General features: G+C 41.1%; 25 protein-coding genes. 20 read left to right on the top strand and 5 right to left on the bottom strand.

Annotation, left to right across the window (positions count from 1 at the left end; translation table 11 throughout):
- The first annotated feature begins 30 nt into the window (after window positions 1-30).
- The 4 genes from IEU81_RS00735 to leuS all read left to right on the top strand — a co-directional run bounded on the left by IEU81_RS00735 (window position 31) and on the right by leuS (window position 5,441).
- Complete coding sequence (locus IEU81_RS00735; protein WP_186089834.1) at window positions 31-783, top strand: ABC transporter ATP-binding protein; 753 nt, start codon at window positions 31-33, stop codon at window positions 781-783.
- Window positions 758-2,323, top strand: coding sequence for a hypothetical protein (locus IEU81_RS00740; RefSeq protein ID WP_092598293.1), 1,566 nt, complete (start codon window positions 758-760; stop codon window positions 2,321-2,323). The genes IEU81_RS00735 and IEU81_RS00740 overlap by 26 nt, the downstream gene beginning before the upstream one ends.
- A gap of 4 nt (window positions 2,324-2,327) precedes the next feature.
- Window positions 2,328-2,783 carry a methylated-DNA--[protein]-cysteine S-methyltransferase gene (locus IEU81_RS00745; protein ID WP_176760641.1) on the top strand — a complete coding sequence of 152 codons (456 nt, stop codon included), beginning with the start codon at window positions 2,328-2,330 and terminating at the stop codon, window positions 2,781-2,783.
- A 243-nt stretch (window positions 2,784-3,026) separates the two neighbouring features.
- A complete protein-coding gene (gene leuS / locus IEU81_RS00750; protein WP_186089836.1) occupies window positions 3,027-5,441 on the top strand; it encodes a leucine--tRNA ligase in 2,415 nt (804 codons plus the stop codon).
- A 171-nt stretch (window positions 5,442-5,612) separates the two neighbouring features.
- Here leuS and IEU81_RS00755 read toward each other — a convergent pair whose 3' ends face one another.
- A complete protein-coding gene (locus IEU81_RS00755) occupies window positions 5,613-6,866 on the bottom strand; it encodes a BaiN/RdsA family NAD(P)/FAD-dependent oxidoreductase (RefSeq protein ID WP_092598302.1) in 1,254 nt (417 codons plus the stop codon).
- Window positions 6,867-6,951: 85 nt separating this feature from the next.
- On the opposite strand from IEU81_RS00755, the gene IEU81_RS00760 reads away from it, so the two are divergent.
- The 7 genes from IEU81_RS00760 (at window position 6,952) to IEU81_RS00790 (ending at window position 14,645) form a co-directional block, all read left to right on the top strand.
- Window positions 6,952-8,592: a putative polysaccharide biosynthesis protein gene (locus IEU81_RS00760; protein ID WP_186089837.1), complete on the top strand. Its 1,641-nt coding sequence runs from the start codon at window positions 6,952-6,954 to the stop codon at window positions 8,590-8,592.
- Window positions 8,592-9,281, top strand: coding sequence for a pseudouridine synthase (locus IEU81_RS00765; RefSeq protein WP_092598308.1), 690 nt, complete (start codon window positions 8,592-8,594; stop codon window positions 9,279-9,281). Before IEU81_RS00760 ends, IEU81_RS00765 begins: the two co-directional genes overlap by 1 nt.
- Window positions 9,282-9,357: 76 nt before the next feature.
- Window positions 9,358-10,041, top strand: coding sequence for a hypothetical protein (locus IEU81_RS00770; protein WP_176760634.1), 684 nt, complete (start codon window positions 9,358-9,360; stop codon window positions 10,039-10,041).
- A 136-nt stretch (window positions 10,042-10,177) separates the two neighbouring features.
- Window positions 10,178-11,587 carry a dipeptidase PepV gene (pepV, locus tag IEU81_RS00775; RefSeq protein WP_268884125.1) on the top strand — a complete coding sequence of 470 codons (1,410 nt, stop codon included), beginning with the start codon at window positions 10,178-10,180 and terminating at the stop codon, window positions 11,585-11,587.
- 327 nt (window positions 11,588-11,914) lie between these two features.
- Window positions 11,915-12,706 (top strand): phosphotransferase family protein, encoded by a 792-nt coding sequence (locus tag IEU81_RS00780; protein WP_092598314.1) that lies wholly within the window; start codon window positions 11,915-11,917, stop codon window positions 12,704-12,706.
- Window positions 12,707-12,728: 22 nt separating this feature from the next.
- Window positions 12,729-13,361 carry a tRNA (guanosine(46)-N7)-methyltransferase TrmB gene (gene trmB / locus IEU81_RS00785; RefSeq protein ID WP_186089840.1) on the top strand — a complete coding sequence of 211 codons (633 nt, stop codon included), beginning with the start codon at window positions 12,729-12,731 and terminating at the stop codon, window positions 13,359-13,361.
- An 87-nt stretch (window positions 13,362-13,448) separates the two neighbouring features.
- Window positions 13,449-14,645: a MalY/PatB family protein gene (locus tag IEU81_RS00790; protein ID WP_186089842.1), complete on the top strand. Its 1,197-nt coding sequence runs from the start codon at window positions 13,449-13,451 to the stop codon at window positions 14,643-14,645.
- Between the two features lie 14 nt (window positions 14,646-14,659).
- On the opposite strand, the gene IEU81_RS00795 is transcribed toward IEU81_RS00790, so the two are convergent.
- A complete protein-coding gene (locus IEU81_RS00795; RefSeq protein ID WP_092598322.1) occupies window positions 14,660-14,956 on the bottom strand; it encodes a hypothetical protein in 297 nt (98 codons plus the stop codon).
- Between the two features lie 70 nt (window positions 14,957-15,026).
- Between IEU81_RS00795 and IEU81_RS00800 the strand changes: the two genes are divergently transcribed.
- The 9 genes from IEU81_RS00800 (at window position 15,027) to ccpA (ending at window position 23,725) form a co-directional block, all read left to right on the top strand.
- A complete protein-coding gene (locus IEU81_RS00800) occupies window positions 15,027-16,100 on the top strand; it encodes a M42 family metallopeptidase (protein ID WP_092598325.1) in 1,074 nt (357 codons plus the stop codon).
- A 3-nt stretch (window positions 16,101-16,103) separates the two neighbouring features.
- Complete coding sequence (locus IEU81_RS00805; protein ID WP_092598328.1) at window positions 16,104-17,093, top strand: PTS sugar transporter subunit IIC; 990 nt, start codon at window positions 16,104-16,106, stop codon at window positions 17,091-17,093.
- Between the two features lie 15 nt (window positions 17,094-17,108).
- Entirely contained in the window at window positions 17,109-17,918 is an 810-nt protein-coding gene (locus tag IEU81_RS00810) for a DUF1444 family protein (RefSeq protein ID WP_092598331.1), read from the top strand.
- A gap of 21 nt (window positions 17,919-17,939) precedes the next feature.
- Window positions 17,940-18,524 carry a YtpR family tRNA-binding protein gene (gene ytpR / locus IEU81_RS00815; protein ID WP_092598334.1) on the top strand — a complete coding sequence of 195 codons (585 nt, stop codon included), beginning with the start codon at window positions 17,940-17,942 and terminating at the stop codon, window positions 18,522-18,524.
- A 12-nt stretch (window positions 18,525-18,536) separates the two neighbouring features.
- Window positions 18,537-20,222: a DNA translocase FtsK gene (locus tag IEU81_RS00820; RefSeq protein ID WP_186089843.1), complete on the top strand. Its 1,686-nt coding sequence runs from the start codon at window positions 18,537-18,539 to the stop codon at window positions 20,220-20,222.
- A 15-nt stretch (window positions 20,223-20,237) separates the two neighbouring features.
- Complete coding sequence (murC, locus tag IEU81_RS00825) at window positions 20,238-21,539, top strand: UDP-N-acetylmuramate--L-alanine ligase (RefSeq protein WP_186089844.1); 1,302 nt, start codon at window positions 20,238-20,240, stop codon at window positions 21,537-21,539.
- 96 nt (window positions 21,540-21,635) lie between these two features.
- Window positions 21,636-22,115 (top strand): DUF948 domain-containing protein, encoded by a 480-nt coding sequence (locus IEU81_RS00830; RefSeq protein ID WP_092598342.1) that lies wholly within the window; start codon window positions 21,636-21,638, stop codon window positions 22,113-22,115.
- 34 nt (window positions 22,116-22,149) lie between these two features.
- Window positions 22,150-22,596: a YtxH domain-containing protein gene (locus IEU81_RS00835; RefSeq protein WP_092598345.1), complete on the top strand. Its 447-nt coding sequence runs from the start codon at window positions 22,150-22,152 to the stop codon at window positions 22,594-22,596.
- Between the two features lie 139 nt (window positions 22,597-22,735).
- Window positions 22,736-23,725: a catabolite control protein A gene (ccpA, locus tag IEU81_RS00840; RefSeq protein ID WP_092598348.1), complete on the top strand. Its 990-nt coding sequence runs from the start codon at window positions 22,736-22,738 to the stop codon at window positions 23,723-23,725.
- Window positions 23,726-23,782: 57 nt separating this feature from the next.
- On the opposite strand, the gene IEU81_RS00845 is transcribed toward ccpA, so the two are convergent.
- From IEU81_RS00845 to IEU81_RS00855, 3 genes are read right to left on the bottom strand one after another with little or no spacing between them, the layout of a single operon-like run.
- Window positions 23,783-24,928 (bottom strand): acetoin utilization protein AcuC, encoded by a 1,146-nt coding sequence (locus IEU81_RS00845; protein ID WP_186089845.1) that lies wholly within the window; start codon window positions 24,926-24,928, stop codon window positions 23,783-23,785.
- Window positions 24,928-25,563, bottom strand: coding sequence for a CBS and ACT domain-containing protein (locus IEU81_RS00850; RefSeq protein WP_186089847.1), 636 nt, complete (start codon window positions 25,561-25,563; stop codon window positions 24,928-24,930). The genes IEU81_RS00845 and IEU81_RS00850 overlap by 1 nt, the downstream gene beginning before the upstream one ends.
- A gap of 18 nt (window positions 25,564-25,581) precedes the next feature.
- Window positions 25,582-26,214, bottom strand: coding sequence for a GNAT family N-acetyltransferase (locus IEU81_RS00855; RefSeq protein ID WP_186089849.1), 633 nt, complete (start codon window positions 26,212-26,214; stop codon window positions 25,582-25,584).
- Between the last annotated feature and the right edge of the window lie 212 nt (window positions 26,215-26,426).

A 26,426-nucleotide genomic window follows, 5' to 3' on the forward strand; every position in this document is an offset into this window, starting at 1 on the left:
TAATTTTATCACAAGAAGGTTGGGTCTATTATGATTACAGCAATAAATTTAAGTAAAACATACGGCGAAAAAACCGCAGTTAAAAATATAAATATCGAAGTGAAAAAAGGGGAGCTGTTTGCTTACCTCGGACCGAACGGTTCGGGCAAGTCTACCACTATAAAAATGCTGATGGGACTCTTGGAACCGACCGAAGGATCAGTCGAAATATTAGGTGAACCGATGGACCTAAACAATATCGAGCTGAAAAGAAAAATCAGTTTTGTACCGGATACCCCGGATATTATCGGCAAACTGACTGGTAATGAATATTTAAATTTTGTCGCGAGCGTCTATAAAATGGAAGCAAATGAATACGAAAAAAAGCGGACAGAACTCGTCGATATGTTCGAACTCGGCAACGATCTCGGCACTTTAGTTGAAGAATATTCCCACGGCATGCGGCAAAAGCTAGTAGTAATCGGCGCGCTCATGCACTCTCCTGAAGTCATCTTTTTAGATGAACCGAATGTCGGTCTCGATCCAAAAAGCAACCGCGAGTTAAAAAACTATTTAACGGACTATGTTAAAAAAGGCAATACGGTCTTTTTAACGACGCACACCCTCAGCCTGGCTGAAGAAATCGCAGACCGGATCTGCATTATATACAAAGGAGAGATTAGAGCACTCGGCACGCTCGAAGAATTGAGTGCTGGCCTGGACGGCTTAAAAACTCTGGAGGACATATTCCTATACGTAACCGGTGAGGAGGATGCTTATGAAGAAGAGCATTCTGAAAGTTGAGTTCCAGTCCCGCCTAAATTATTTTAAAGCGATGAATACCGGAAAAATTATTATGTATTTATTTTTGGCACTTATCGTATTTTCTTTAATTATTCCCGGTATCTGGATGGTTTTAAATATTTTTTTAAGCAATGCTGATGAAATTATGATCGGCAAAGCAATGTTTTTACTGTCTGTATTTATCGTGCCTGTACTGTCTCTTTTTTTAGTCAACGGCATTATAAAAGAAATGTTTATGGATAAAAATATCGATTCCTATCTGGTGCTGCCTGTAACGCCAAAAGCAGTATTCAGTATAAAAATGCTGTATCAATTTACTTTAAAAGTGCTGCCTTTCGTTATATTTTTAAGCATTGCAACAACGACAGCACTGGCTGCACGCTATGCATCATTAGTGCTGTTCTTTTCTCATTTAAGTTATTTTTTATTTCTCGGTGTAATCAGTATCGTGCTTGCTTACGGCATCGTATTTACTGTAACGAAAATATCTTCGGCTAAGCGTGTGGGGGAAGTGCTGACACTGGCAGGCGGTGTTGCCAGTGTACTGCCTTATTTTATCTTTTTAGCCGGCAGCCAGTATTTAATGGACGTGCTCCAATGGATGCCGGATATGAGCAGTGTTTACCAAGGCTTTCTTTACAGTCCGAATAATATGAAAGTCATAATCGGCGGACTGCTTTTAATAGGCGGCAGCATTTTATTAATCAGCCTGATGCTGAATTATGTCACAGCTGCATTTACAAAAGGGCGGAGTCAAACTGGAGCGGTAGCCAGCAAGAAAAAAAGGGGCGCACTAGTTGTAGACTCACCGGTAAAATCATTATTGAAAAAAGATTTAACGATGACCAAAAGGGATTTTAAAGAGTGGTCAGCAGTGCTGCCTCAATATTTATTTCCCTTCGTATTTTTGTATTTACTGTCGACCAACCCGATGATTTTCGGAGGTGAGGCAGGTTCCCATGATCAGATTATGATTTCAATCGCTTTTGCCGGTTCAATTATGATTTCTCTATTCGTCGCTGCGAATAATACGGCGCGGGATGCTCAAATCTATTCATTTTTAAAAATGATGCCGATCAGCGGTCTAGATATCGCTAAAGCAAAATATTTATATAATATTATTACCATTGCCCCAATGTATATATTTATTACGATAATTATTTATTTTATATTGGACGTTCCGTTCACGACACTGCTGTACTCGATCGCAGTTTCTGTATTGTTAGTTATGACGGCAGCACCTTTAGGCATGCTGCTCGGTGTAATGAACCCGGTGGTATCGAAGAAAAATCCTGCAGTCAGACTGGATACTGCGGCCAACGTTATTATTTCAGTCACGATTTTCGCCCTTATATTTTTAATGGGCTATATGACTCAGTTTACCGTGGGATTTGATGGTGAGAAATATGTGCTGAAAGACGGGACGATGCTGATGGTAATCGGTGCTTTAATCGTTTTGAGTATTTTATCGTATGTAATTTTGTTAAAACGGGTCGGTTTGACGTATGATAAAGGATACAATATTACTTATAAGGACTGATATGATGACAGTATATTTCAAGGCGTTTGATGTCGGCTGGCTGAGAATTGAAGCGGATGATGATGCAATTGTAAGAATCGATTACAGTGACCAGGCGGAGCCATCAGATGACATGACACCTGTTGTCGAACAGTGTATTAGAGAGTTAAGTGAATATTTTAAAGGCGAGCGTCAAAATTTTGATGTCAAACTGAATCCTGAAGCAGGCGGTACGGATTTCCAGCAGTCGGTTTGGAAGGAACTCAGAAAGATCCCTTACGGAGAAACGATCAGTTATAAGACACTTGCAGAGCGAATCAGCGGCAGCAATTATTCACGTGCCGTTGCCAATGCGAATGGTAAAAATCCGATTTCGATTATTATTCCGTGTCACAGAGTGATTGCGAGCAATCATACGCTCGGCGGCTATACCGGCGGCCTCGATAAAAAGAAACTGCTCTTAGACATAGAAGGACAATGACAGTCTTGCTATATTGATAAAATTCAGCTATATTTAAAGTATCAGAAGCAGTAGCATACACGTTTTTTTAAGCGAGCCGGTGGCTGGTGTGAACCGGTATAAGCGTTTTGTGAACTTGTCTGTGTGAATTCAATATATTTTAAAGTTGCACATTAATGTGAATGCGGGTGGTACCGCGGTCGTATAGATCGTCCCATATCTTTTTTAGATATGGGATTTTTTTATTTAATAGGAGGAAAACCAATGACGTTTAAGCACAGAGATATTGAAAAGAAATGGCAGCAGCACTGGGAAAACAGCAAGACATTTAAAGCGGAAGATGAAATCGGCAAGGAGAAATTCTATGCCCTGGATATGTTCCCATATCCGTCAGGCGCAGGCCTGCACGTTGGACACCCTGAAGGCTATACAGCGACGGATATCGTCAGCCGTATGAAACGCATGCAGGGCTACAATGTTCTGCACCCGATGGGCTGGGATGCTTTTGGTCTCCCTGCTGAACAGTATGCGATCGATACGGGGAACGACATTCATGCATTCAATGAAAAAAATATAGATAATTTCCGTCGTCAGATTAAAGCGCTCGGTTTCAGCTACGACTGGGACAGAGAGGTTAATACGACAGATCCTGAATACTACAAATGGACACAGTGGATTTTTATCCAGCTGTATAATAAAGGATTGGCTTACGTCGATGAAGTACCTGTTAACTGGTGTGAAGCACTTGGAACAGTTCTGGCGAATGAAGAAGTCATTGATGGCAAAAGTGAACGCGGCGGGCATCCTGTAGTAAGAAAACCAATGCGCCAGTGGATTCTTCGTATTACTGAATATGCGGACCGTCTGCTGGAAGATCTTGATGATCTTGACTGGCCTGAATCGTTAAAAGATATGCAGCGCAACTGGATCGGTAAATCAGAAGGGGCAAATGTCACTTTTGAAATCGACGGTTTCGATGAGTCATTCTCTGCATTTACAACACGTCCGGATACGATTTACGGTGCGACGTATGCAGTACTTTCTCCTGAACATAAATTAATCGATAAAATCACGTCTGATGAGCAGCGTGAAGCGGTCAAAGCCTATCAGGAAAAAGCAGCGCACAAGAGCGAGCTGGAACGTACAGATTTAGCCAAAGAAAAAACAGGTGTATTTACTGGCAGTTATGCAATCAATCCAGCTAGCGGTGAAAAACTGCCGATTTGGATCGCGGACTACGTGCTGGCATCTTACGGTACCGGTGCAATTATGGCAGTACCTGCGCACGATGAGCGCGACTACGAATTTGCTAAGCAGTTTGGTCTGGAAATTATTCCTGTGCTGGAAGGCGGCAATATTGAAGAAGAAGCCTTTACCGGTGAAGGTGTACACATTAATTCCGGTCCTTTAAACGGACTCGGTCTGTCAGACGGCATCGCTAAAGCAATCGCACTGCTCGAAGAAAAAGGAGCAGGTGAAGCGAAAGTTACTTACCGCTTAAGAGATTGGCTGTTTAGCCGTCAGCGTTACTGGGGAGAGCCGATTCCTGTCATTCACTGGGAAGACGGAACGATGTCGACAGTGCCGGAAGAAGAACTGCCGCTTGAATTGCCGGTAATGACTGAAATAAAACCGTCCGGCACAGGCGAATCACCGCTGGCCAATAACACTGACTGGATAGAAGTGGTGAGAGAAGATGGCGTAAAAGGCCGCAGAGAAACGAACACAATGCCGCAGTGGGCCGGCAGCAGCTGGTACTTCCTGCGCTTTATCGACCCTAAAAATACTGAACAGCTGGCAGACCCTGAAAAACTGAAACACTGGCTGCCTGTTGACTTATATATCGGTGGAGCGGAACATGCTGTACTGCACCTGCTTTACGCAAGATTCTGGCATAAGTTCCTCTATGATATCGGTGAGGTGCCGACTAAAGAACCATTCCAGAAACTGTATAACCAGGGGATGATCCTCGGTGAAGGCAATGAAAAAATGAGTAAATCTAAAGGGAACGTCGTGAATCCGGATGATATCGTATATTCACACGGTGCGGATACTTTACGCCTGTATGAAATGTTCATGGGGCCGCTCGATGCTTCCATTGCATGGAGTGAAAACGGGCTCGACGGTGCGAGACGATTCTTAGATCGTATTTGGAGACTCATTATTAACGAAGATACTGGAGAACTTTCAGACAAAGTAGTCGATAAAGACACGCCTGAAATGGTTAAAGTCTATAACGAAACGGTTAAGAAAGTAACTGAAGACTTTGAATCCCTCTTATTCAACACAGGTATTTCACAATTAATGGTATTTGTGAATGAGTCATATAAAGCGGCTGAAGTCAGCAAGACTTATATCAGCAACTTTGTAAAACTATTATCACCGGTTGCACCGCACATTGCTGAAGAATTGTGGGAAAAACTGGGCAACACTGAAACGATTGCTTACGAAGAATGGCCGACTTACGACGAATCTAAACTTGTTGAAGATACGATTGAAATCGTCGTTCAGGTCAACGGCAAAGTGAAAACTAAGCTGGAAATCGAAAGAGATATGTCGAAAGAAGAGACAGAAGCACTAGCTATGGAAAACGATAAAGTCAAAGATGCAATAGAAGGAAAAACGGTACGTAAAGTCATCGTTGTCCCTCAGAAATTAGTAAATATTGTAGCTAATTAAAAAGATACCGCCCGAAGACTGATTATTGTCATCTTCGGGCGGTGTTTTTGTTTTGTATTGTCGTGTTTGGTTTGATTAATGTGTATTTTTTGTCAGGTCATTGGGGTTGGCTCATTGGATGAGTAGGCGGTCTAGACCGCATAATCACCAAAATTACATCATCCCGCAAAATTAACTGCTGGAACAGTGATATCCCGCAACGTAACCGGTGACCAGGGCGCTCGTAATATTATAGCCGCCGGTATAACCGTGAATGTCGAGCACTTCGCCTGCAAAGTGAAGGCCGTTAATTAGTTTGCTCGACATTGTCGACGGGTTGATTTCCTTCAAATTCACTCCGCCGCCGGTTACGAATGCTTTTTCAATAGACTGAGTGCCGTTTACGTTAAAAGTAAAGCGTTTAAAGAATTCTACCAGCGCCTGCTTTTGTGCATTAGATACGTGATGGCCGCTCGTCGTGCCGTCGATTTTTAAATAGTCGAGCACAAATGTAATCAGGCGTTCCTGATGTATATTTTTTAAAATGTTTTTAAGGCTTTTATCGATATTATCTTTAATGGTCTGATTAATATATTCCTGCATTTCTCCCATAGTATATTCGGGGAAAAAGTCGAGCTGCATTTTAATATTTTCCTTTTTCTGTGCGAGTTGTTCCTTATAAACAAACTGGCTGCAGCGAAGTGCTGCCGGGCCGCTCACACCAAAGTGCGTAAAAATCATATCCATCTGGTGGGTAATACGGGGTTTGCCATTTTTCTTCAAGACGGATAAGGCGACATCATCGAGGCTAATGCCTTTTAAGGAACCATCGGTAAAGAAACGCTGATTCGATGTTATCGGCACTTCGGTCGGAAATAGATCAGTCACCGTGTGGCCGAGTGTTTTTGCGAATTTGTGCCCGTCGCCTGTGGAACCGGTTTGCGGCACGCTTTTACCGCCGGTAGTTATGATGACGTTCGAAGCTGTATACACCGAACCGTCTGTCGTTTTAACACCCGTAATTTGCTGGTTTTCCGACAGGACAGCAGCGACTTCGGTTTCAAACTGGATGTCGACTTTATTCGCTTCCAGCTGGTTTAAAAAGACATTGAGCACGTCTTTCGCTTTATTAGAAACCGGGAACATGCGGCCATGGTCTTCTTCTTTTAATTTAACACCGTTTCCTTCCACGAATTTAATAATCGATTCGTTATCGAAAACTGAAAATGGACCGTATAAAAATTTCCCATTGCCGGGGATATTCTGAATAATTTCTTCATAGGGCAGGCGGTTGGTCACATTACAGCGGCCGCCGCCGGAAATCAGCAGTTTTTTGCCTAATTTTTTATTTTTTTCTAAGAGCAGCACTTTGTTATGATTCAGACTCGCAGCGTAAGCTGCCATAATTCCGCTGACACCGCCGCCGATTACTATTGTATCGTACATAAAGTTTTTCTCCTTTTAGTTTTAAAGTATTCCTTTATCTATTATAATGATGGGTATGTTTATTATAGATAAGAAGGGTTAATATATGTCGGATCAGAAAAAGATGTTTCGCGGTACATTTCTTTTAACCGCAGCTACATTTACAACTCAAATTTTAGGAATGCTGTATTTAATTCCATTTTACAGCATTATGGGCGGAGAAGAAAACCTTGCCCTGTACGGGTATGCTTATACACCGTACACGATTATGCTGTCGGTGGCTGCCGCCGGTGTACCCGGTGCAGTATCGAAATTCGTCGCCAAGTATAATGCACTCGGCGCCTATGAGACCAGCCGGAAGTTATACAAATCCAGTCTCTTAGTCATGATGGCGTCAGGTGTAATCGCGTTTCTAGCCTTATATTTTATGGCACCTGTAATCGCCGAAGCACAAAGTGCAGCGGGCGGCAGCGGAGAGCACCGCTGGAGCACTGAAGATATTACAAGTATTATTCGCGTCATCAGTTTCGCTGTAATCGTCGTACCGTTCATGGCAACCTGGAGAGGTATTTTCCAGGGGCATGAATCATTTGGTCCAACGAGTGTATCTTCAGTCGTCGAACAAATTTTAAGAATCGCAGTACTGTTATCCGGTGCTTTTATCGTTATTAATGTTTTAGATGGTTCGATAAAAACCGCTAACGAAATTGCCGTGTTTGCTGCTTTCGTCGGCGCAATCGGTGCGACAGTAACACTCGCTGTGTTCTGGCGAAAGAGAAAACCGATGATGGCAGAACAGCTCGCACAGGATAAGAGCGGAATTAATTTATCTTATAAGGATATGTATAAGGAAATTATCCGATACGGTCTGCCATTTATTATCGTCAGTGTCAGTATACCGGTCGTCTTATTTATCGACCAGATGACACATAATAATGCCTTGTCATTAGCCGGTGTGCCAGGCAGTCTGCAGGACTCCTGGTTTGGTATGCTGAACTTAACGACGCATAAATTAGTCATGATTCCAACTGCATTTGCTTCGGCATTTGCCATTACGATCTTGCCGTTTATTACAAAAAACTATCAGCAGAAATTATTTGATAATGTGCACAGCCAAGTGAAATCGATGATTCTTATGCTGCTGTTCTTCGTTATCCCGGCAGGTATCGGCATGATGATTTTATCTGCACCGATTTATACTGCTTTTTACAGCTATAACGAAATCGGTATTATGATTCTGACATTCTACGCGCCGGTCAGCATTATTATTTCGCTGTTCTCTGTCACGTGCTCTATCGTGCAGGGGATCGATAAGCAGCATCTGACATTCTATGTCGTTATTATTATGCTGATTATTAAAGCCGGAATCAATATTCCGCTGATCATGAACTTTTATACGCCGGGTGCGGTGATGGGGACAGCAATCGCCCTGGGTGCCGGTGTCATTATGAACTTAATCATTATTAAAAAACACGGTAAAATCCGATTCCGGGCGTTCGTTGCACCGATTTTCAAAATTATCGCGTGTGCACTGATGATGCTGTTGTCAGTTGAAGTGGTGTATTATTTATTAATGATGAATATCAATATGGAAGATATGACGAAGATGACTTCAGTCATTACTTTAGTCATTACAGTACCGGTCGGTGTGATTGTGTATCTGTTTATAGGGTTTAAAACAGGACTTGCCGATGAAGTGCTCGGAGAACGGGCAGAGAAAATCCGCAGGAGAGTGAAATTTTTATAATGAGACTCGATAAATATCTTGCGAATGCCAATGTCGGCAGCCGCAAAGATGTCAGCAAGCTGATCAAGAAAAGTTTGATTACAGTCAATGGTGCGGTCGTTAAAAGTCCAAAGGCGGAAGTATCATACGAAGACGAGATTCTGTATGACGGTCTGCCGATCGTGCTGGAAGAATTTATCTATTTAATGATGAACAAGCCGGACGGCGTCATTTCATCGACAGAAGATGGTCCGACAGCGACGGTCATCGATTTAATTGCCCATCCGCAGCAAAACGAACTTTTCCCGGTCGGCAGGTTGGATAAGGATACGGTAGGCCTGCTGTTCATTACGAACGACGGCAAATTAGCCCACCAGCTGTTATCGCCGAAAAATGAGTATTATAAAACTTATTTTGTAACTGCCAGAGATAATGTAACAGATGAAGACCTTCACAAGCTTGAGTCCGGCATCGACTTAAAAGATTTTAAGACGAAGCCTGCCAAGGCCGTACGGGTCAGTCCAAAGGAAGTCGTCCTGTCGATTACCGAAGGGAAGTTCCACCAGGTGAAGCGGATGTTCCAGGCGCTCGGCAACGAAGTCGTTAAGCTGAAACGTACTGGTTTTGCCTCGCTGACACTCGATGAAACATTGAACGAAGGCGAATATAGAAGGTTAACAGAGGACGAAATAAAAAATTTAACAATTTAAGTTTAGATTGGTGATGCAGGGGTATTATTTATATTAAGTCCAATGAAAACAATTTTATAATACGAGGTGTATCAAAATGGGAAAATTATTTAATTTTGTATTTAGAGTCGGTGCAGTACTGGGTATTGCATACGCTGCAAAAAAACTTGCAGATAATAAAGAAACTGTAAAACAGGAATATGCGAAAGCGAAAGAAGATCCGAAAGCTTATGCACAAAACGTGCAGGAAAAAGCGACAGCTAAAGCACAAGATCTGCAAGCTAAAGCACAGGAAGAGTATGCTAAAGCAAAAGAGGACCCGCAGGCATACAGAGAAAACGTTCAGAATAAAGTGACTGACAAAGCAAAAGAAGTACAATCTAAAGCGAACGAGCAAGTCGATGCAGCGAAAGTGAAAGCATCTGATTTACAGTCAAAAGCTAAAGATGAATATGCAAAAGCAAAAGAAGATCCTGAAGCTTACAAACAGAACTTAAAAGAAAAAGGTCAGGAAAAAGCTGAATCAGTTAAAAATGAAGCGAAAAAAGCTCAGAAAAACATGAAGAATAATAGCGCATCAGCAGATGTTAAGCCGGATGCAGAAAATACTGATGACATCGAACAAAGAGAATCAGTTCTTGCAGACGAAGGCGGTATTTCTGAGAGCGAAGTTAATAAGTACGAAAAAGAACACAATGTTGACGTGATCGATGATGAAGGCGAACGTAATGAAAACCACAACATTCACATCGTGACAGATAACAAAAAAGATAATAAATAATCTTTATATTATTCCCTGTGTAAAGGCTGCTCTTCGCGGTCCTTATACGGGGAATTTTTTTGCCTTTAATATTTTGGGATTCTCTGCCGAAAAGTATATAATAGAAGAAAATCAATCTACAAGGGAGCCGATGAACTTGGATGCAAAAGAATTAGTTATTCAATATAAGGATGAGCTGATTAAAGATTTGATGGGTCTTTTATCTATCGACAGTGTAAAAGGAGAGTCTGTTAAAGACGCACCAGTGGGCGAAGGTCCAAAAAAAGCACTCGAATATATGATTGAACTCGGTGCGAAAGAGGGACTGCCGACAAAAGTGGTCGCTAATTTAGCCGGGCATATTGAATTCGGCAAGGGTGACGAATTGTTTGGCGTACTCGGACACGTCGATGTTGTGCCGCCAGGTAAGGGCTGGACGTCGGAACCGTTTGAACCTGTGATTAGAAATAATGAAATCGTTGCACGCGGTGTTCAGGATGATAAGGGACCGACGATGGCTGCGTATTATGCTTTAAAAATTTTACATAATGAAGGCTATGAATTTAACAGAAGAGTACGGCTGATTGTCGGCACAGACGAAGAGTCTGACTGGCAGTGTACTGACGCTTATTTTAAAGAAGAGGAAATGCCGTCTGCCGGATTTTCACCTGATGCTGAATTCCCTGTCATTCACGGTGAAAAAGGGATTACTTCATTTAATATCGTACAGTCCAATTTAAACGATGAGTTTATCGACAGCGATATTGAATTAAAAGCATTCATTTCAGGCGAACGCTACAACATGGTGCCTGAATCTGCCGAAGCCAAATTAAAAGTGATGACGAAGATGAGTGCGATTATCCAAGCATTTGAAGGATTTTTACGAAAAAGCGGCAACAGAGGAAAATACGAGATTGACGGCGGTTTCTTAAAATTAGAGCTCGAAGGTCAGAGTGCGCACGGTTCGACGCCTGAAGAAGGTGTAAATGCCGGTACGGAACTCTTAAAATTCCTGAGTGAAGTAGAACTTGATCAGAATGGCAAACAATTTGTTGATTTCGCGGATCAATATATTGTCGGCAATTTAAACGGCGAGGCATTCAATATGGACTATCATCATGAAGAAATGGGAGACGTCAGTGTAAATACCGGCATGATAAATTATACGGAAGTCGACGGCGGTATTTTTGGTGTGAATCTGCGCTATCCAACAGGATTGGATTTCGATGCAGGCATTCAAGCTCTGAATAAAACGATCGAAAAGACCGGTTTTACAATTGAAGATGTCAGCAATCAGGCGCCGCATTACGTCGATAAAAATGATCCGCTCGTGACTCAATTGCTAAAAAGTTATCAAAAACATACTGGAGATATGACTGAGGCTTATACTATCGGCGGCGGGACATATGCAAGAACACTTGAGACGGGTGTTGCATTCGGTGCCATGTTCAAAGACACTGTCGATACGATGCATCAGAAAGATGAACGGATGAATATCGATGAGCTGCTCTTAGCTGCCCAAATTTATTTAGAAGCACTCTACAATGTGTGCGTCATCAAGTCATAGGGTAAAATCGCCTATTCCCAGACAGATGAAAAACTGTTATACTAACATTTGCTTCTTTGCCTGAAAATATGCAGGCAATATAAATGAACTTCAAGTGATGACATCACTTAGTTAACTTTAAACAACATTTTGTTTAATGTATAATAATATATCTGAACAAAATCACAGTTACTCTGTACTAACATTCAGTTGGCAAAAGTAATCCATCTTTTGTTCTTGAAATAAGACTATAAACCCGATAAAATTTTAAACATGAACTTAATTTGCGCTATCTGATTAAATATATAGCGCAAATTTTTATTTGACCGATGAAACGAGGTGTAAGAATTGGATCATTTCTATCAACTCGGCTGGCAATTAGATCCTTTAGGCGGTTCCTCCGGTGAAGCTTATAAAGCTGAACAGGACGGGCGTAAACTGTTCCTTAAAAGAAATGCCAGCCCTTTCCTTGCGGCGTTATCCGCTGAAGGCATCGTTCCGAAACTCGTTTGGACAAAACGTATCGAGACGGGCGAAGTGGTAACAGCACAGCACTGGAAAAATGGCCGGGAGTTGACTCGTGAAGACATGGGAGGGCTGCGTGTCGCAGCTTTGATGAGTAAAATACACACATCAGAACCGCTCCTCACGATGTTAAAACGTCTAGGCATGAAACCGATGCTGCCGGAAGTATTACTTAACAAAATACAGTCATCATTATCACCAAAAGTGAATGCGCATCATGTCGTTAGAAATGCCATCCAATACCTCGAAAACGCAGTGCCGGAAATTGAGGTTGCCGATTGCAGAGTATGCCACGGTGATGTTAATCATCATAATTGGCTCTTATCGGACACTGACGAACTATTTTTAGTCGACTGGGAAGGTGCGATGATTGCAGACCCTGCAATCGATCTCGGAATGATTTTATATCCTTACATCGACCACAGCGACTGGGGTGAGTGGCTCCATAATTACGGTGTAGAGCTTAACAACGATCTGCACTCCCGTATGAAATGGTACACATTCGTTCAGGCGATTACGATGATTCAGTGGTATGAAGACCGCAAACGATTTACTGAAATGAATGAATGGATTATATTCCTGTCGAGAGTAATGGACAAGGACCGTCTTATTTAATAATTGAGAGTAGTGAATATTTTTGAGAATGCGCAACAAACCCTGGGCGATCGATTATTTGGAATCTAATGCCCATATCGTGGATGTTAACAATACGTACAGTAAAAAAATAAAAACGTTTTTTGATAAGGACCAGCCAATCCACATCGAAGTGGGAACGGGTATGGGCATCTTTATCACGACGCTGGCACAGCAAAATCCGGAGATTAATTACGTCGGTATTGAAATCGATAAAAACGTTATGATCCGCGTCACTGAAAAGGTGCTTGAGCTCGGCTTAAGCAATGTCAGACTGCTCCTTTTAGATGCGAACACACTGATGGATTATTTTAACGAGAACGAAGTAGATAAAGTTTACTTAAACTTCTCGGATCCATGGCCAAAAGTGCGTCATGCTAAAAGAAGACTGACGCACAGCCGGTTTTTATCGAGTTACAAGCAGCTGCTGAAAAAAGATTCTATCGTAGAATTTAAAACGGATAACAGAGGCTTATTCGAATTCAGCCTAATTTCTATGAACGCATTTGGCATGACGTTTGAAAACTTGAATCTGGACGTTCATGACGATGAACCGAAAGAAAATATACGCACTGAATACGAAGAAAAATTTTCTCAGCGCGGACATAAAATTTACTGGATACAAGCATCTTTCTAAGGAAAGGTGCTTTTTTATATTCGTGTATTATTCCCTGAAAGAATGTTAAAATGTAAAGATACAGAACATTTAGAGTGGAGGAATATAATGACACAATTCGATTTTAATCAAAAAACGTCAAGAGAAGGTACATACAGTGTTCAATATGAGGGTACCGAAGCTTTATTTGGAGCGAAAGGACTCGAGCCTTTCTGGATTGCCGACATGGATATACAGACGCCTGTTATGATCAGAGATGCTATTAAAAAACGTCTGGATAACGGGATTTTCGGTTATACGATGTGGCAGAATGAACGGTTTTACGGACCGGTAAAACACTGGTGGAAGACACGCTTTAATATTTCTTTAAACGAAGCGGATATTCATTATGCAGCGTCTGTTTTATATACTGTCGGTGAAGTCATCAGACAGACGACAGAAGAAGGAGACGGTGTTATTTTAACGACGCCTTCATATAATTCATTCCCGAATTTAATCCAGGGCAACGACAGGAAAATTATAGAATCTCCGCTGGTTTACGATGAAGATAAAAAAGAATACTTTTTAGATACTGAATCGTTTAAAAAGCTGTGCGAACGGGATGATGTTTCATTGTACATCCACTGCAACCCGCATAATCCAACCGGGAAAGTATGGACACTTTCAGAACTTAAAGAAATCAAGCAAATTTGTAAAGACAATAATGTCTATTTAATCAGCGATGAAATCCATATGGACTTTGTCAGACCAAAAGAAGATTTTGTCTCTGTTGCATCGCTGCTTGAAGAAGATGATGCTGTGCTCGTCACGACAGGTCTTGGCAAGTCGTTTAACTTAGCGAGTATTCCGCATTCATACTTTATAACGAAAGACAGACATTTAACAGCTGATATTAATTCTGCAATGGGGAGCAGATATAATGTCAACACAGCGTCAAGTCTGGCACTGGCTGCAATAGAAGCGGCATACACAGAGTGCGGGGGATGGATCGATCAGCTGAATGAACATATCGAAGAGAACTTCCAATTAATAAGCGATTATATCGATGAACATCTGTCGGATGTTTTATCATTTGATATTCCAAAAGCGACTTATCTCGGCTGGATCAGCTTTGAGAAATCTGGTCTGGATGCAGCAAAAGTGCATCAGGCACTCGTTGAAGTCGGCGGTATTGCGGTATCACCAGGCAAGCTGTACTTAGACCATGAAAATAATCACTTCAGATTTAATGCAGCATCGAGCAGAGCAAGGATAGAGGATGGCTTAGAACGTATCAGAAAAACGTTTGAACATTTAAGCAAATAAAAAAATCATGGGGATTACTGAACAGTAATCTCCATGATTTCAGCTGTGTAAGGATCTGCTAAAAAGTTATATTTTACAGTATTTTCATCATTGCCGACATGCAGCACGCCGCTGACTGTATTTGTGTTTAGACCGAATCGGTTTTGGCCGTCTGCCTGATAGTCGAGCGAAATGAATGAAATGTTTTCAAATTGAAGATGCAGGTTATCGACGATTTTTTTAGTATCGACTCTGCGGTGGAGTAATAACCACACCAAGAGCGGGATAACGGTAACAGCTAACAATGTAAATATAATTAGATTACGCTTCATATGTACATCCTCCTTATGAAGTAGTTTAACATAGAATATTAAGAAAATAACAACTAAAAGGGGTATTTTTATGGAACTGTCAGAAAAAACGTTAGATAGAATGAAGACATTAACAGGGCTGCATGGGGCACCCGGTTTTGAAGATAAAGTACGTGAATATATGAAAAAAGAACTGTCGGAATATGCTGATGAAATAATTCAGGATGGTCTGGGCGGTATTTTTGCGGTTAAAAAGAGTACAAAGGAAAATGCACCCAAAGTACTGGTAGCTGCACATATGGACGAAGTCGGCTTCATGGTAACAGCTTTAATGGATAACGGCTTTATTAAATTTACGCCGCTAGGCGGCTGGGCATCTGACGTCCTTCTCAGCCAGCGTTTTTCAGTGCGTACGAGTCAGGATGAGGAAATCACAGGCGTCATCGGCAGTGTGCCGGTACACTTTAGAAGAGGCGGCAGCAAAGAAACTAAAATTGAAGATATGCTGCTGGACGTCGGTGCGGATTCTAAAGAAGAGCTTCTTGAGATGGGGATTAATCTTGGAGACTCTATCGTCCCTGAAGTTGACTTTAAAGTGCTTAAAAATGATAAGAAATTACTCGCTAAAGCATGGGATAACAGATACGGCTGTCTGATTGCAATCGAAGCGCTGGAATCTTTAAAAGATACTGAGCTCGACTGCGATTTATATATCGGTGCCAATGTTCAGGAAGAAGTCGGCCTGCGCGGTGCAAAAGCCAGTACTCATATGATTGATCCGGATATCGCTTTTGTTGTAGACTGTTCTCCGGCAAACGATATGATGGGCAAAAAAGATGATCTTGGTAAAATTGGAGAGGGAACGCTTATCCGCCTGTTTGACCGCACGATGATCTTAGCGCCGAGAATGCGTGAATTTCTCCTTGAAACAGCTAAAGAGTCTGATGCTAAGTATCAGTATTATCATTCACCGGGCGGTACGGATGCGGGCAGCATTCATACGTCAAATAACGGTGTGCCGTCAGCTGTAGTCGGAATTTGCTCGCGCTATATTCATACGGCAAACTCAATTATTAATTATGAAGATTATTTGCACGCACATAATTTGTTAACATCGCTGATCAAAAAGGTCAATACTGACACTGTTGATAAAATAAGAGGATAGGCCATGAAAAAATTACTGCACCGCTGGTTTATAGAGGCGATGAGTTTTATGGCGCTCGGTCTGTTCGGCACTTTAATTATCGGCCTGATTATTAATACAATTGCATCTTACATTCCGTCTTTAAGCGGCTTGTCGCTAATTGGCGATACGGCACAAAGTTTAACAGGTGCGGCGATTGGTGTGGCGATTGCTTACGGTTTAAAATCGCCGCCGCTCGTTATTTTTTCTGTGCTCGCTGTCAGTCAGTATGCTTATGATTTAGGCGGTGCGGCTGCGAGTTTCATCGTCAGTCTAATCGTCATTGAAGTTGCACGGCTGTATCAGCAAAAAACCAAACTGGATATTATCGTATCTCCGTTTTTAACGCTTGTTATCGGTCTTTTGCTGGCCGGTCTGATCGGTGAAGCAGTCGGCGGCGTTATGACCGGTCTTGGTGATGTGATCATGTTTGCTACAGAGCAGCGTCCATTTATGATGGGCATTCTCGTCAGCGTCGTTTTCGGTATTACACTGACGGCACCGCTGTCGAGTGCGGCACTCAGCCTGATGCTCGATTTAAACGGTGTTGCAGCAGGTGCGGCTGTTATCGGCTGCTGCTGTCACATGGTGGGTCTTGCTGCGATGAGTTATAAAGATAACGGCATTTCAGGAGTGATATCTATCGGTGTCGGTACATCGATGCTGCAGGTGCCGAATATTTTAAGGAATCCGTTTATTATCATACCGCCGGTTATCGCCAGCGCTATTATTGCGCCGATTATGACTGTCTTTTTCCCGATGGAAAACAATGCAGCAGGTGCCGGCATGGGTACAAGCGGTTTTGTCGGACAAATAATGGCGATCGAAACGATGGGACTGTCTACGTCTACAGTTATAATGGTTTTAGTATTTCATATCGTTTTACCTCTAATTGTAACTCTGATATTCTATAAACTGTTTAGCTTATACGGGTTTATTAAACAGGGCGACCAAGTGATAAGTTTAGGAAAATAATACAGGAGGTAAATCATGAATATATATAAATTACGTGATTTAATTATAGAAAGAATCACTGAAAAAAGAGATGATTTCTCTTATAAATTTGACCGCGAAAATGAAGCGCTTCGGGTTGAAAGAAATGATAACGGTAAGGGAATTACAATTGCCTTATCAAAAGCGCTGAATAAAGCAAAGAATGATGATAAAATTGTAGATGAACTCGTCTATTATATCGACGAGTCATTGACGCGTATGGGCGATGAAAAAATCGATGCTGCATCCGCAATGATTTACCCGGTTGTCAGAGCGACAAGTTTTCCTGACAAATCAAAAGCAGGAGAGCCTTTTATCGTCACACCGCATACGAACGAAACTAATATTTACTACGCGGTTGATTTTGATAAAAGCTATCGTCTGATCGACGAGCCGCTGCTGGAATCTCTCGGCATGTCCGAAGAAGATATGAAAGTGCTGGCAGCGAATAACTTAAAAAATCTGCCGATTGAAGTGAAAAAGCAGACCGTTCAGGAAAATGATTTCTATTTTGTAAATCACAATGACGGCTACGATTCATCCAGAATATTAAATACAGATTTTCTCCATGAAATGCTTGGACAGGCAGAAGGGGAAATGCTGGTCGGTTTGCCGCATCAGGATGTATTGATTATAGCGGACTGTAAAAATAATGTCGGCTACGATATTATGGCTCAAATGATGATGCAGTACTTTACAGAAGGCCTGACGCCGATTACTTCGCTGTCATTTTCATATGACGGTGAAAAACTTCAACCGGTATTTATACTCGGAAAACAGAAAAATTACAGTAATAAAAACAAATAGAGAAGAAAGTAGTGACCAAAGGTGAGACTCACATATAATGAAAATGTCGGAGATGTATTGTTCGTAACGTTAAGAAAGACTGAAGATGTATCCTATGAACATCACGGCGATATTACACTGATTAAAGATAATGATGAAGTGATTGGTTTAAACATTTTTAATGCTGAAAATAATTTATCACTCAGTGATAAGGATATTAATGACTATGAAGTCATGGTACCGGAAATTAATAATCTCCTGAGTAAAAACGGCATTGAAAAGCTTGAATTTGATTTAAAACCAAAATTCATCGTGGGTAAAGTCATCGAAAAAGAAGCGCATCCGGATGCAGATAAGTTAAATGTAACCAAAGTTGATGTTGGGACTGAAGTGCTGCAGATTGTTTGCGGTGCGCCGAATGTTGATACTGAACAAAAAGTAGTCGTGGCACGCGTCGGAGCGATTATGCCTGATGGTTTATATATTAAACCTTCTGCACTTCGCGGCGTAGATTCAAACGGCATGATCTGTTCTAAAAAAGAATTAAACTTAAAAGATGATGGGGTAAAAGGTATTTATGTCCTGGACGACAGTTATAATGTCGGCCAGCCATTCCCGGTCGTATAAAGGTGAGATTAAATGACAAGAAGAAAAAAACGAGAATTTAATAAAGAACGCCACGAACAGGACATGAATAAAGAAGCGTTTAAATTTCCTCTCGATATCGATGGTACAGACAGCAGTGATGACGGTGCGATTCAGCCTTTAGATACACCGCCTGCATACGTCAGAAGACCCCAGCGTGAGACGAAATACAAGACGCATAAGCCGTCGGTCAAACGTCCGACAAGAATGACGATCTCAAAAGCACGCCAAGTACCTTCAGCTGTTTACGGTTTAAATAAGCCGAAGCGGTCTGATCGGGATGAGCGTGAAATTTATCTTGAAAAATTTAAAAATTATAATTCTGTCATTGTCGATAAAATCGTTGAAGAACGTATGCAGCGTGAAAAACGCAAGGACAAGCAGAAACAAAAAGAACAGCAGAAAAGAGCAGAACTGGCTGCACTGAAAAAGAAAAGAGATGCTCAAAAAGCAAACGGTGAAATAGTCAAAGCAAAAGCAGAGCCTAAAAATAAGCAGCATGATACACTGAGTGTACTCGGCAGCAAACAGAATAAACTGCGTGAAAAACAGCAGGCTGCAACAGGTAAACGCATCGGTCCGAACGTTACACAGCCGGGAGTCAGTATTCTCGGCACTGCGCAGGCAGCAGATTATAAAGCGCCTGACAATAATCTGGCTAAACAAATTGATGATGCATTTGACAAATTAAATGTCGAAGGCCGCGTCACCGGCTATACTTCAAACGGCGTAATCGGCCGCTATGAAGTCAAGCTGAACCGCGCCTTTAGAGTCAGTAATATTCCGCGTTTAAATACCGCTTTAAAAGCGGAACTGGGTTTGGATGAACTGCGTATAATGAGTCCATTAATCGGCACGTCGAATATCGGGCTAGAAGTCCCGCTTGCTGAAGTGAGACCGATTACTTTCAGGACACTGTTTGAGGCGAGCAGTTTAAAACTGCGCAAACCCGATTATAAATTTGCAGTCGGTAAAACTGTGGATGATAAAATTTTCAGTTACGAACTATCGAAAGCTGGACATATTTTGATTTACGGCAATCAGCCGAATTACGATACGAACGTTATCGATAATATCATGTTATCTCTGTTAATGAATCACAGTGCACATGAGTTAAAAGTCGCTGTGGCAGCAGCGGACGATACTTATGATGATTATTTAGATGTGCCGCATTCGTTCGGCAGAAGAATGGCGCCGGATGATCCGGAAACGATGAAAATCTTTTTGACAGAACTGAATGAACGCAGTGTTCAGTTTAGAAGAGCACACGTCAGAAATATTCAGAGTTATAATAGCCGTGTGAAGTTTGAATCTAAAAAAGCAACCTTAGTTATTATCATCGATGATCTTGCAGCAATAATAGAAAATAAAAATTCGGAACCGCTGCGCGGCCTGGTACAAATATTAAAACAGGGCAAGCCGCTCGGTATACATGTGATTGCAAATAATATGAATACTGATCAGAATATCCGTTATGAACTGCTGCAGCTGCTGCAGACTAAAATTGCATTTTACGATGCAGAAAACAAAGCAGTCAGCGGCACGGATGAGCTTACACAGGGGAATGATGCACTTGCGGTCATTCCTACCTCGAATAAGCCGAACAGGATTTCTGTTGGTACGGTCAACAAAAATGTCAGACAGAGTGTGTTTGATCATATAAAACATAATAATCGATGAAAGCTTGGTGTAATCGTGAAGAAATATCATTTTATCGGAATAAAGGGTGCAGGAATGAGTGCACTTGCTCAGGTGCTTTTTGACATCGGTCATGAAGTTCAGGGCTCTGATATTGAAAACGAAGTATTTACAGAGGGGCCTCTTAGAAAAAAGGGCATTAAAATATTGCCATTTTCTGAAGAAAATATCGTTGAAGGCATGACCTATATTGCCGGAAATGCTTTTAAAGATGACCATCCTGAAATTAAAAAAGCATACGATATGGGCTATGAAGTCATTCGCTACCATGTATTTTTAGCGGACTTCATGAGTAATTATATCTCTGTCGGCGTGACGGGGTCCCACGGAAAAACGTCTACGACAGGACTGCTTTCCCATGTGATGAACGGTGATGTGGATACGACGTATTTAATCGGTGACGGCACCGGATTCGGCATGCCGGAAAGTAAATATTTTACTTTTGAATCATGTGAATATAAACGTCATTTCCTGAGCTATTATCCGGATTATGCAATCATTACCAATATAGATTTTGATCACCCTGACTACTTTAATGATATTTCAGACGTTGTAGATGCATTTAAAGAAATGGCATCGCAGGTGAAAAAATGTATTATCGCTTATGGGAATGATCCGCATATTAATGAAATTAAAAATCATACACAAAATCTGATTACTTACGGTATAGAGAGTGATGATGATATTTCAGCATACAATATCAGAGTGACAGAAAACGGGACAGCTTTTGATGTGAAAATTAAAGGGGACTATTTTGATACATTTGAAATACCGATGTACGGTGATCATCTGGTTTTAAATTCTCTTGCTGTAATCGGTATCTGTTATTTAGAAAAACTCGATATTGAACTGATTAAAGCGTCATTCTTAAACTATAAAGGGGTCAAACGCCGCTTTACTGAAACAAAACTTCACAACATGGTGATTGTAGATGATTATGCGCATCACCCGAGAGAAATTGAAGCGACACTTGAAACGGCAAGAAAGAAATACCCGAACCGGGAAATTATTTCGGTTTTCCAGCCGCATACATTTTCACGCACTGAGAAGTTCCTAAAAGAATTCGCAGATGTGCTGTCTCAGTCGGATAAAGCATATATTGTCGATATTTTCGGCTCAGCCAGAGAATCAAGCGGCAGCTTATCAAGCATGGATTTAGTCAATTTAATTCCAGAGGCAGAACTGCTGACTGAAGCAGATTTAGAACGGCTCGATAAACATGCTGACGGCGTAATTATATTTATGGGTGCAGGAGATATTCAGAAATATGAGAAACGCTTTACTGAATTATTATCTTAAAAATAACCGAAATTTATCTATAAATAAATGTTTATAACAATGTGAATTAGGTTATGATAATTAAGAATACAGAAAAGAAATAATGGAGGCGTTAAAATGGATTGGCAAATAGTTTTATATATTGCCGCGGGTATTGCAGCAATTGCATTTTTAGTATTATGTGTCGCAATTGCAGTCGTACTGTTCTCGGTTAAGAAAAATCTGGATCACGTAGCCAGTACACTGGATGGCCTGGATGGTCAAATTCAAGGTATTACAAGGGAGTCAACAGATCTCCTGCACAAATCAAATCGTTTAGTTGAAGATATTCAAGGTAAATCTGAAAAACTTAATGCTGTTGTTGATGCAGTACAAGGTGTTGGTTACTCTGTAACTAACTTAAACGACTCAGTCGACCGTGTAACAAACTCAATTACGCATAATATTTCACAAAATGAAGACAAGATTTCACAAGTGGTTCAGTGGTCAAATGTGGCAATGGAAATTGCTGACAAATGGCAGGTCAGACAGCAGCAGAGAAACAGAGCTTACAGCAAAGTAAATACAGACGTAGATGTAAAGTCTGAAAACTTATAAGGCTCATTGATTAATTCTGTTTGGAGGTTAGCTCATGGAAACATATAACAGAGACAGACATGTCAAAGGCGTCGAACGTTACGACTCACAAGTCGAAACTTCGACGGGCCGCGACTTTACATTCGGACTTGCATTCGGCTTATTAGTCGGTGTTGTCGGCGGTCTGTTTATCGCACCTAAATCGGGCGACTCCCTGAGAGATGATATTAAAAAAATCCAGAACTCTATTGCAAGTGACGAGGGCAGCGGATTTTCAATCTCAGAGAAAATCGACGGTAAAGTCAGCGATGTAAAACAGATGGTTAAAGACAAAAAAGCTGAGATGGACGAGAAATCACGAGTAAAAGAACTCGATGAATCTGATGTTCAGCTGCAGCAGCAGGCGATTAAAGAAGAAGTAGAAGACAGTAATCTTCAGCGTCCAAATGTCGTTGACATGTCGAAATACGCTGAGAAATCAGGCACAAAGCCGAAAAAATAAGATAAATGATTCAGTCACACTCCATGTGGCTGAATTTTTTTGTTATAATATTGTTACATATTCAGTACCATTGGCTAAGAAAATTTGGTATGATTAATTAAAACGTTTACATTTTTCACATTAGACTCGGAGGGATATTATGACAGTTACTATATATGATGTGGCTAGAGAAGCAAAAGTCTCAATGGCAACAGTTTCTAGAGTCTTAAATGGTAATCCAAACGTCAAACCAGAAACAAGAAAAAAAGTTAAAGATGTTATAGATAAATTAAATTATCGTCCAAATGCAGTTGCAAGAGGACTGGCGAGTAAAAAAACGACGACAGTCGGTGTTATTATTCCGGATATTTCAGATCTTTACTATTCAGCACTGGCACGCGGGCTGGAAGATATTGCAGAAATGTATAATTACCAGATCATCATTACAAATACGGACCAGGATCCTAAAAAAGAACAGAATGCATTTTTAAACCTGGTCAGCAAACAAGTAGACGGCATTATTTTCTTAGGCGGAAAATTGAGCGAGGCAGTACTTCAGGATATCGAAACTTCAAAAGTTCCTGTCGTCATTTGCGGTTCAGGCGAAGCAGAAAACGATATTCCAAACGTTAATATCGATTATTTTGAAGCAGCCAAAGAAGCGTCCAGGAAACTGATTGCCGACGGCACTAAAAATATCTGCTTCGTTACAGCAGGTTATTCAAGATTCCAGGAATCACGCATGATTACCGGTATGAAAGAGGCATATGCTGAAGCCGGATTAAACGGTGATGATTATTTAATGGTCGAAGATGCTGCCGATTATGAAAAAGGCAAAGAAATCTTCGGTAAGTTGTTAGACACTGACCGTGACGCTGTTATCGTAATCAGCGATGAAACAGCCATCGGTATTTTGCACGGCGGACATGACCACGGTGTAGCAATGCCGCAGCGTCTGCAGATTATCAGCTGTTCAAATACGCGTTTAGTCACGATGGTCAGACCTAAAATTTCAAGTATTGCTGTACCTTTATATGATCTCGGTGCAGTAGGTATGAGATTATTAACAAAACTGATGAATGAAGAATCAGTTGATACAACTTCAGTCGTCTTGCCGTACAGTATAGATTACCGTACAACAACACGATAAAAATAAAACGGAAGCTTTCTCTTTTATGAGAAACAGCTTCCGTTTTTTTATTTATAATTATTGATTGAGATACATCAGAATGCGGTCGAGGGCCGTCTGGTTTTTCTCTGTGATTTCTTCGCGTCTGGGTATGTCTGTAAAGTCATGTAATGAATCTTCCCAGTTTACAGGGAAATCAACTTGGCATTTTTCTTTATAGGTCTCTATAAAATGGTCCGGCAATCTGCCTGAAGGTGCGTCGATATCTTTCATGGCGAGCCATACTTGGCTCCACATGCGCGGAACGACCTGCCAAATATTATAACCGCCTCCACCGACAGCAATCCAGCTGCCGTCTGTGTATTTATCGGCCATGCGGCTGACAAATCTCGGAATTTCTTCATAAGCTTTTGATGTTAATGATAAGTGTGTCATCGGGTCTCTGTAATGGGCATCAACACCGTTTTGACTCAAAATTACATCTGGTTTAAAGGTTTGAATGACCTTTTCCGCACTGGTTTTAAATACATCTAAAAAGGACTCGTCTTCTGTAAAGGCATCGATAGGCAGATTGACTGCAAAGCCGAAACCGTCTTCAGTTCCTCGCTCTGTTGCACTGCCTGTACCGGGAAATAAGTATCTGCCGGTCTCATGTATTGAGTAAGTTACGATATCTTTGCGGTTATAAAACGTCCACTGGACACCGTCACCGTGGTGGGCATCTGTATCAATGTACAGCACTGTTTTGCCGTATTTTTGAGCAATATATTCACAGGCAATCGCAGTATCATTATAGACGCAAAAGCCGCTGGCTTTACCGCTGAAGCCGTGATGGAGTCCGCCTGCTAAGCTGAGTGCTTTTTTAGTCTGATTCGTCATAACGAGGTCGACAGCAGTCAGTGTTGCACCGACGAGCGCAGCACATTTTTCATGCATATTTTTAAAGCTGGGCGTGTCATCTGAATCGAGTCCGTATTTTGCAAGATCTTCAGACGATAATTCATTATTTCCAGCAGCTTTAACGGCATTAATATAATCTTCAGAATGCACTAAAGAAAGTTCTTCATCTGTCGCAATACGCGGTTTGACAATATCATCTGCATTTAAATAGCCGGCATCCGTTAATAAATCCGTCGTTAGCTTTAAGCGCATCTGATTAAAAGGGTGGGTATCATTAAACCGGTATTTCAGCAGTGCATCGTCGTAAACATACAATGGTTTCATTACGACATCTCGCTTGGATCCAGAACTTTAAATCCGGATTCCTTCAATTTTTCTATAGCAATTAACGGATTCATTGCATCGATACGGAGTACGATAATTTTATGGTTTTTCTTATCGGCATCAGGATAAATTGAAATACTGACGATTTTAATATTTAAGTCTTTAAAAACTTTGCCGATTTCAAAAATGACACCCATCCGGTCTTTAATTTTAATTTCTATTATAGAGCCTGGTTCTTTAATACCTGTAAGTTCTAAGAAAGTATTCAGCATGTCTTTTTGAGTGACGATGCCGACGATTTTTTTACCGCGCATAACAGGAATTGCTCCGATGGCAAAATGATAAAAATCTTTAGCGATTTCCTCTACAAAATCGAGCGGATGGCAAGTCGTGACCTGCTGGCGCATTATTTTATTTACTTCGAGATCGAGCGACAGCTCAGCATCGCTGCTTGCAATCGACGGCAGGGCGAGATTAACGTCTTTATCGGAAATAATTCCTGCGAGATTGCCGTCATCGCCGACAATTGGTATATGCCGGATAGAAAGCCGGCTCATCATATTCATAGCATCGTGTATCGTATCGTTAACGTGGAGCGTTTCCACGGGTGAAGTCATAATTCTTTCTACTAACATCTGTCATCGCATCCCTTATTAAATTAAAAATCTGTTTTTAAAGCGTATCTCATCAAATTGCTGCATTTCTTTATCGGTAATATTTTTGCCTATACGGGCCATCAGCGTATTAGCGGGGTGGCCGGTAATTTCCGGATCATTGGTTTGGAATACTTCAAAACCTGCCCGCTGCATTAAGCGGATCATTAAGTTTTTATATTCGTATACATCGAGCCCGCTGTTTTTTAAATCCCAGTGCCAGTAATATTCTGTCGTTATAATAATATAGTTTTCTACAAAATTATCGCGTACAGATAATTCCAGCATTTTACCGGCTAATCCGAGACTTCTGTGCTGGTGGGCAACTTCGATGGCGCCGAGCTCCATGATGAATTCATGGTTGCCGTCTGACCAGCGTTCGAGTGGATCCGGGTGGAGCAGAATAATATAGCCGACAATATGTTTATCTATTTGACTGACAATAATTCTGCCTTCAGGCAAATCAGCGATTTCAAGAAGTGCCTGAAATTGTTCTGACGGCCGTCTGAAGGCATTTAAATTATTATCAAAAGTATATGATTTCAAAGTTTCACTGTTGAGCGGACCTTCGATAATGACTGTGTCCGTATCGGTTTTAGTCTCTGTTTTAAAATAGTGTTTTTGATGCCTCAATGGAACACCCCTTTTAAAAGTAATTAAATATTATATGAAAATATATTCATCATCATTATATATTATCGACTTGACATACTAAAGTGAAAGCGTTTTAATTACTGAATAATTAAAGAAATAAAATAAATCAGTCATTTTCATAGAATTCTGAACTATCTTTCAATATAATGGTACTATGAAAGCGAAATCATAAACATAAACAAGGGGTGTCG

The sequence above is a fragment of the Jeotgalicoccus aerolatus genome (assembly GCF_014635205.1).
GTDB lineage: Bacteria > Bacillota > Bacilli > Staphylococcales > Salinicoccaceae > Jeotgalicoccus > Jeotgalicoccus aerolatus.

What these genes read in the sequence shown, in the direction of transcription:
- IEU81_RS00735 (WP_186089834.1), top strand. Translation starts at nt 31, where the DNA reads ATGATTACAGCAATAAATTTAAGTAAAACATACGGCGAAAAAACCGCA.
- IEU81_RS00740 (WP_092598293.1), top strand. Translation starts at nt 758, where the DNA reads ATGAAGAAGAGCATTCTGAAAGTTGAGTTCCAGTCCCGCCTAAATTAT.
- IEU81_RS00745 (WP_176760641.1), top strand. Translation starts at nt 2,328, where the DNA reads ATGACAGTATATTTCAAGGCGTTTGATGTCGGCTGGCTGAGAATTGAA.
- leuS (WP_186089836.1), top strand. Translation starts at nt 3,027, where the DNA reads ATGACGTTTAAGCACAGAGATATTGAAAAGAAATGGCAGCAGCACTGG.
- IEU81_RS00755 (WP_092598302.1), bottom strand. Translation starts at nt 6,866, where the DNA reads ATGTACGATACAATAGTAATCGGCGGCGGTGTCAGCGGAATTATGGCA.
- IEU81_RS00760 (WP_186089837.1), top strand. Translation starts at nt 6,952, where the DNA reads ATGTCGGATCAGAAAAAGATGTTTCGCGGTACATTTCTTTTAACCGCA.
- IEU81_RS00765 (WP_092598308.1), top strand. Translation starts at nt 8,592, where the DNA reads ATGAGACTCGATAAATATCTTGCGAATGCCAATGTCGGCAGCCGCAAA.
- IEU81_RS00770 (WP_176760634.1), top strand. Translation starts at nt 9,358, where the DNA reads ATGGGAAAATTATTTAATTTTGTATTTAGAGTCGGTGCAGTACTGGGT.
- IEU81_RS00790 (WP_186089842.1), top strand. Translation starts at nt 13,449, where the DNA reads ATGACACAATTCGATTTTAATCAAAAAACGTCAAGAGAAGGTACATAC.
- IEU81_RS00795 (WP_092598322.1), bottom strand. Translation starts at nt 14,956, where the DNA reads ATGAAGCGTAATCTAATTATATTTACATTGTTAGCTGTTACCGTTATC.
- IEU81_RS00800 (WP_092598325.1), top strand. Translation starts at nt 15,027, where the DNA reads ATGGAACTGTCAGAAAAAACGTTAGATAGAATGAAGACATTAACAGGG.
- IEU81_RS00805 (WP_092598328.1), top strand. Translation starts at nt 16,104, where the DNA reads ATGAAAAAATTACTGCACCGCTGGTTTATAGAGGCGATGAGTTTTATG.
- IEU81_RS00810 (WP_092598331.1), top strand. Translation starts at nt 17,109, where the DNA reads ATGAATATATATAAATTACGTGATTTAATTATAGAAAGAATCACTGAA.
- IEU81_RS00820 (WP_186089843.1), top strand. Translation starts at nt 18,537, where the DNA reads ATGACAAGAAGAAAAAAACGAGAATTTAATAAAGAACGCCACGAACAG.
- IEU81_RS00830 (WP_092598342.1), top strand. Translation starts at nt 21,636, where the DNA reads ATGGATTGGCAAATAGTTTTATATATTGCCGCGGGTATTGCAGCAATT.
- IEU81_RS00835 (WP_092598345.1), top strand. Translation starts at nt 22,150, where the DNA reads ATGGAAACATATAACAGAGACAGACATGTCAAAGGCGTCGAACGTTAC.
- ccpA (WP_092598348.1), top strand. Translation starts at nt 22,736, where the DNA reads ATGACAGTTACTATATATGATGTGGCTAGAGAAGCAAAAGTCTCAATG.
- IEU81_RS00845 (WP_186089845.1), bottom strand. Translation starts at nt 24,928, where the DNA reads ATGAAACCATTGTATGTTTACGACGATGCACTGCTGAAATACCGGTTT.
- IEU81_RS00850 (WP_186089847.1), bottom strand. Translation starts at nt 25,563, where the DNA reads ATGTTAGTAGAAAGAATTATGACTTCACCCGTGGAAACGCTCCACGTT.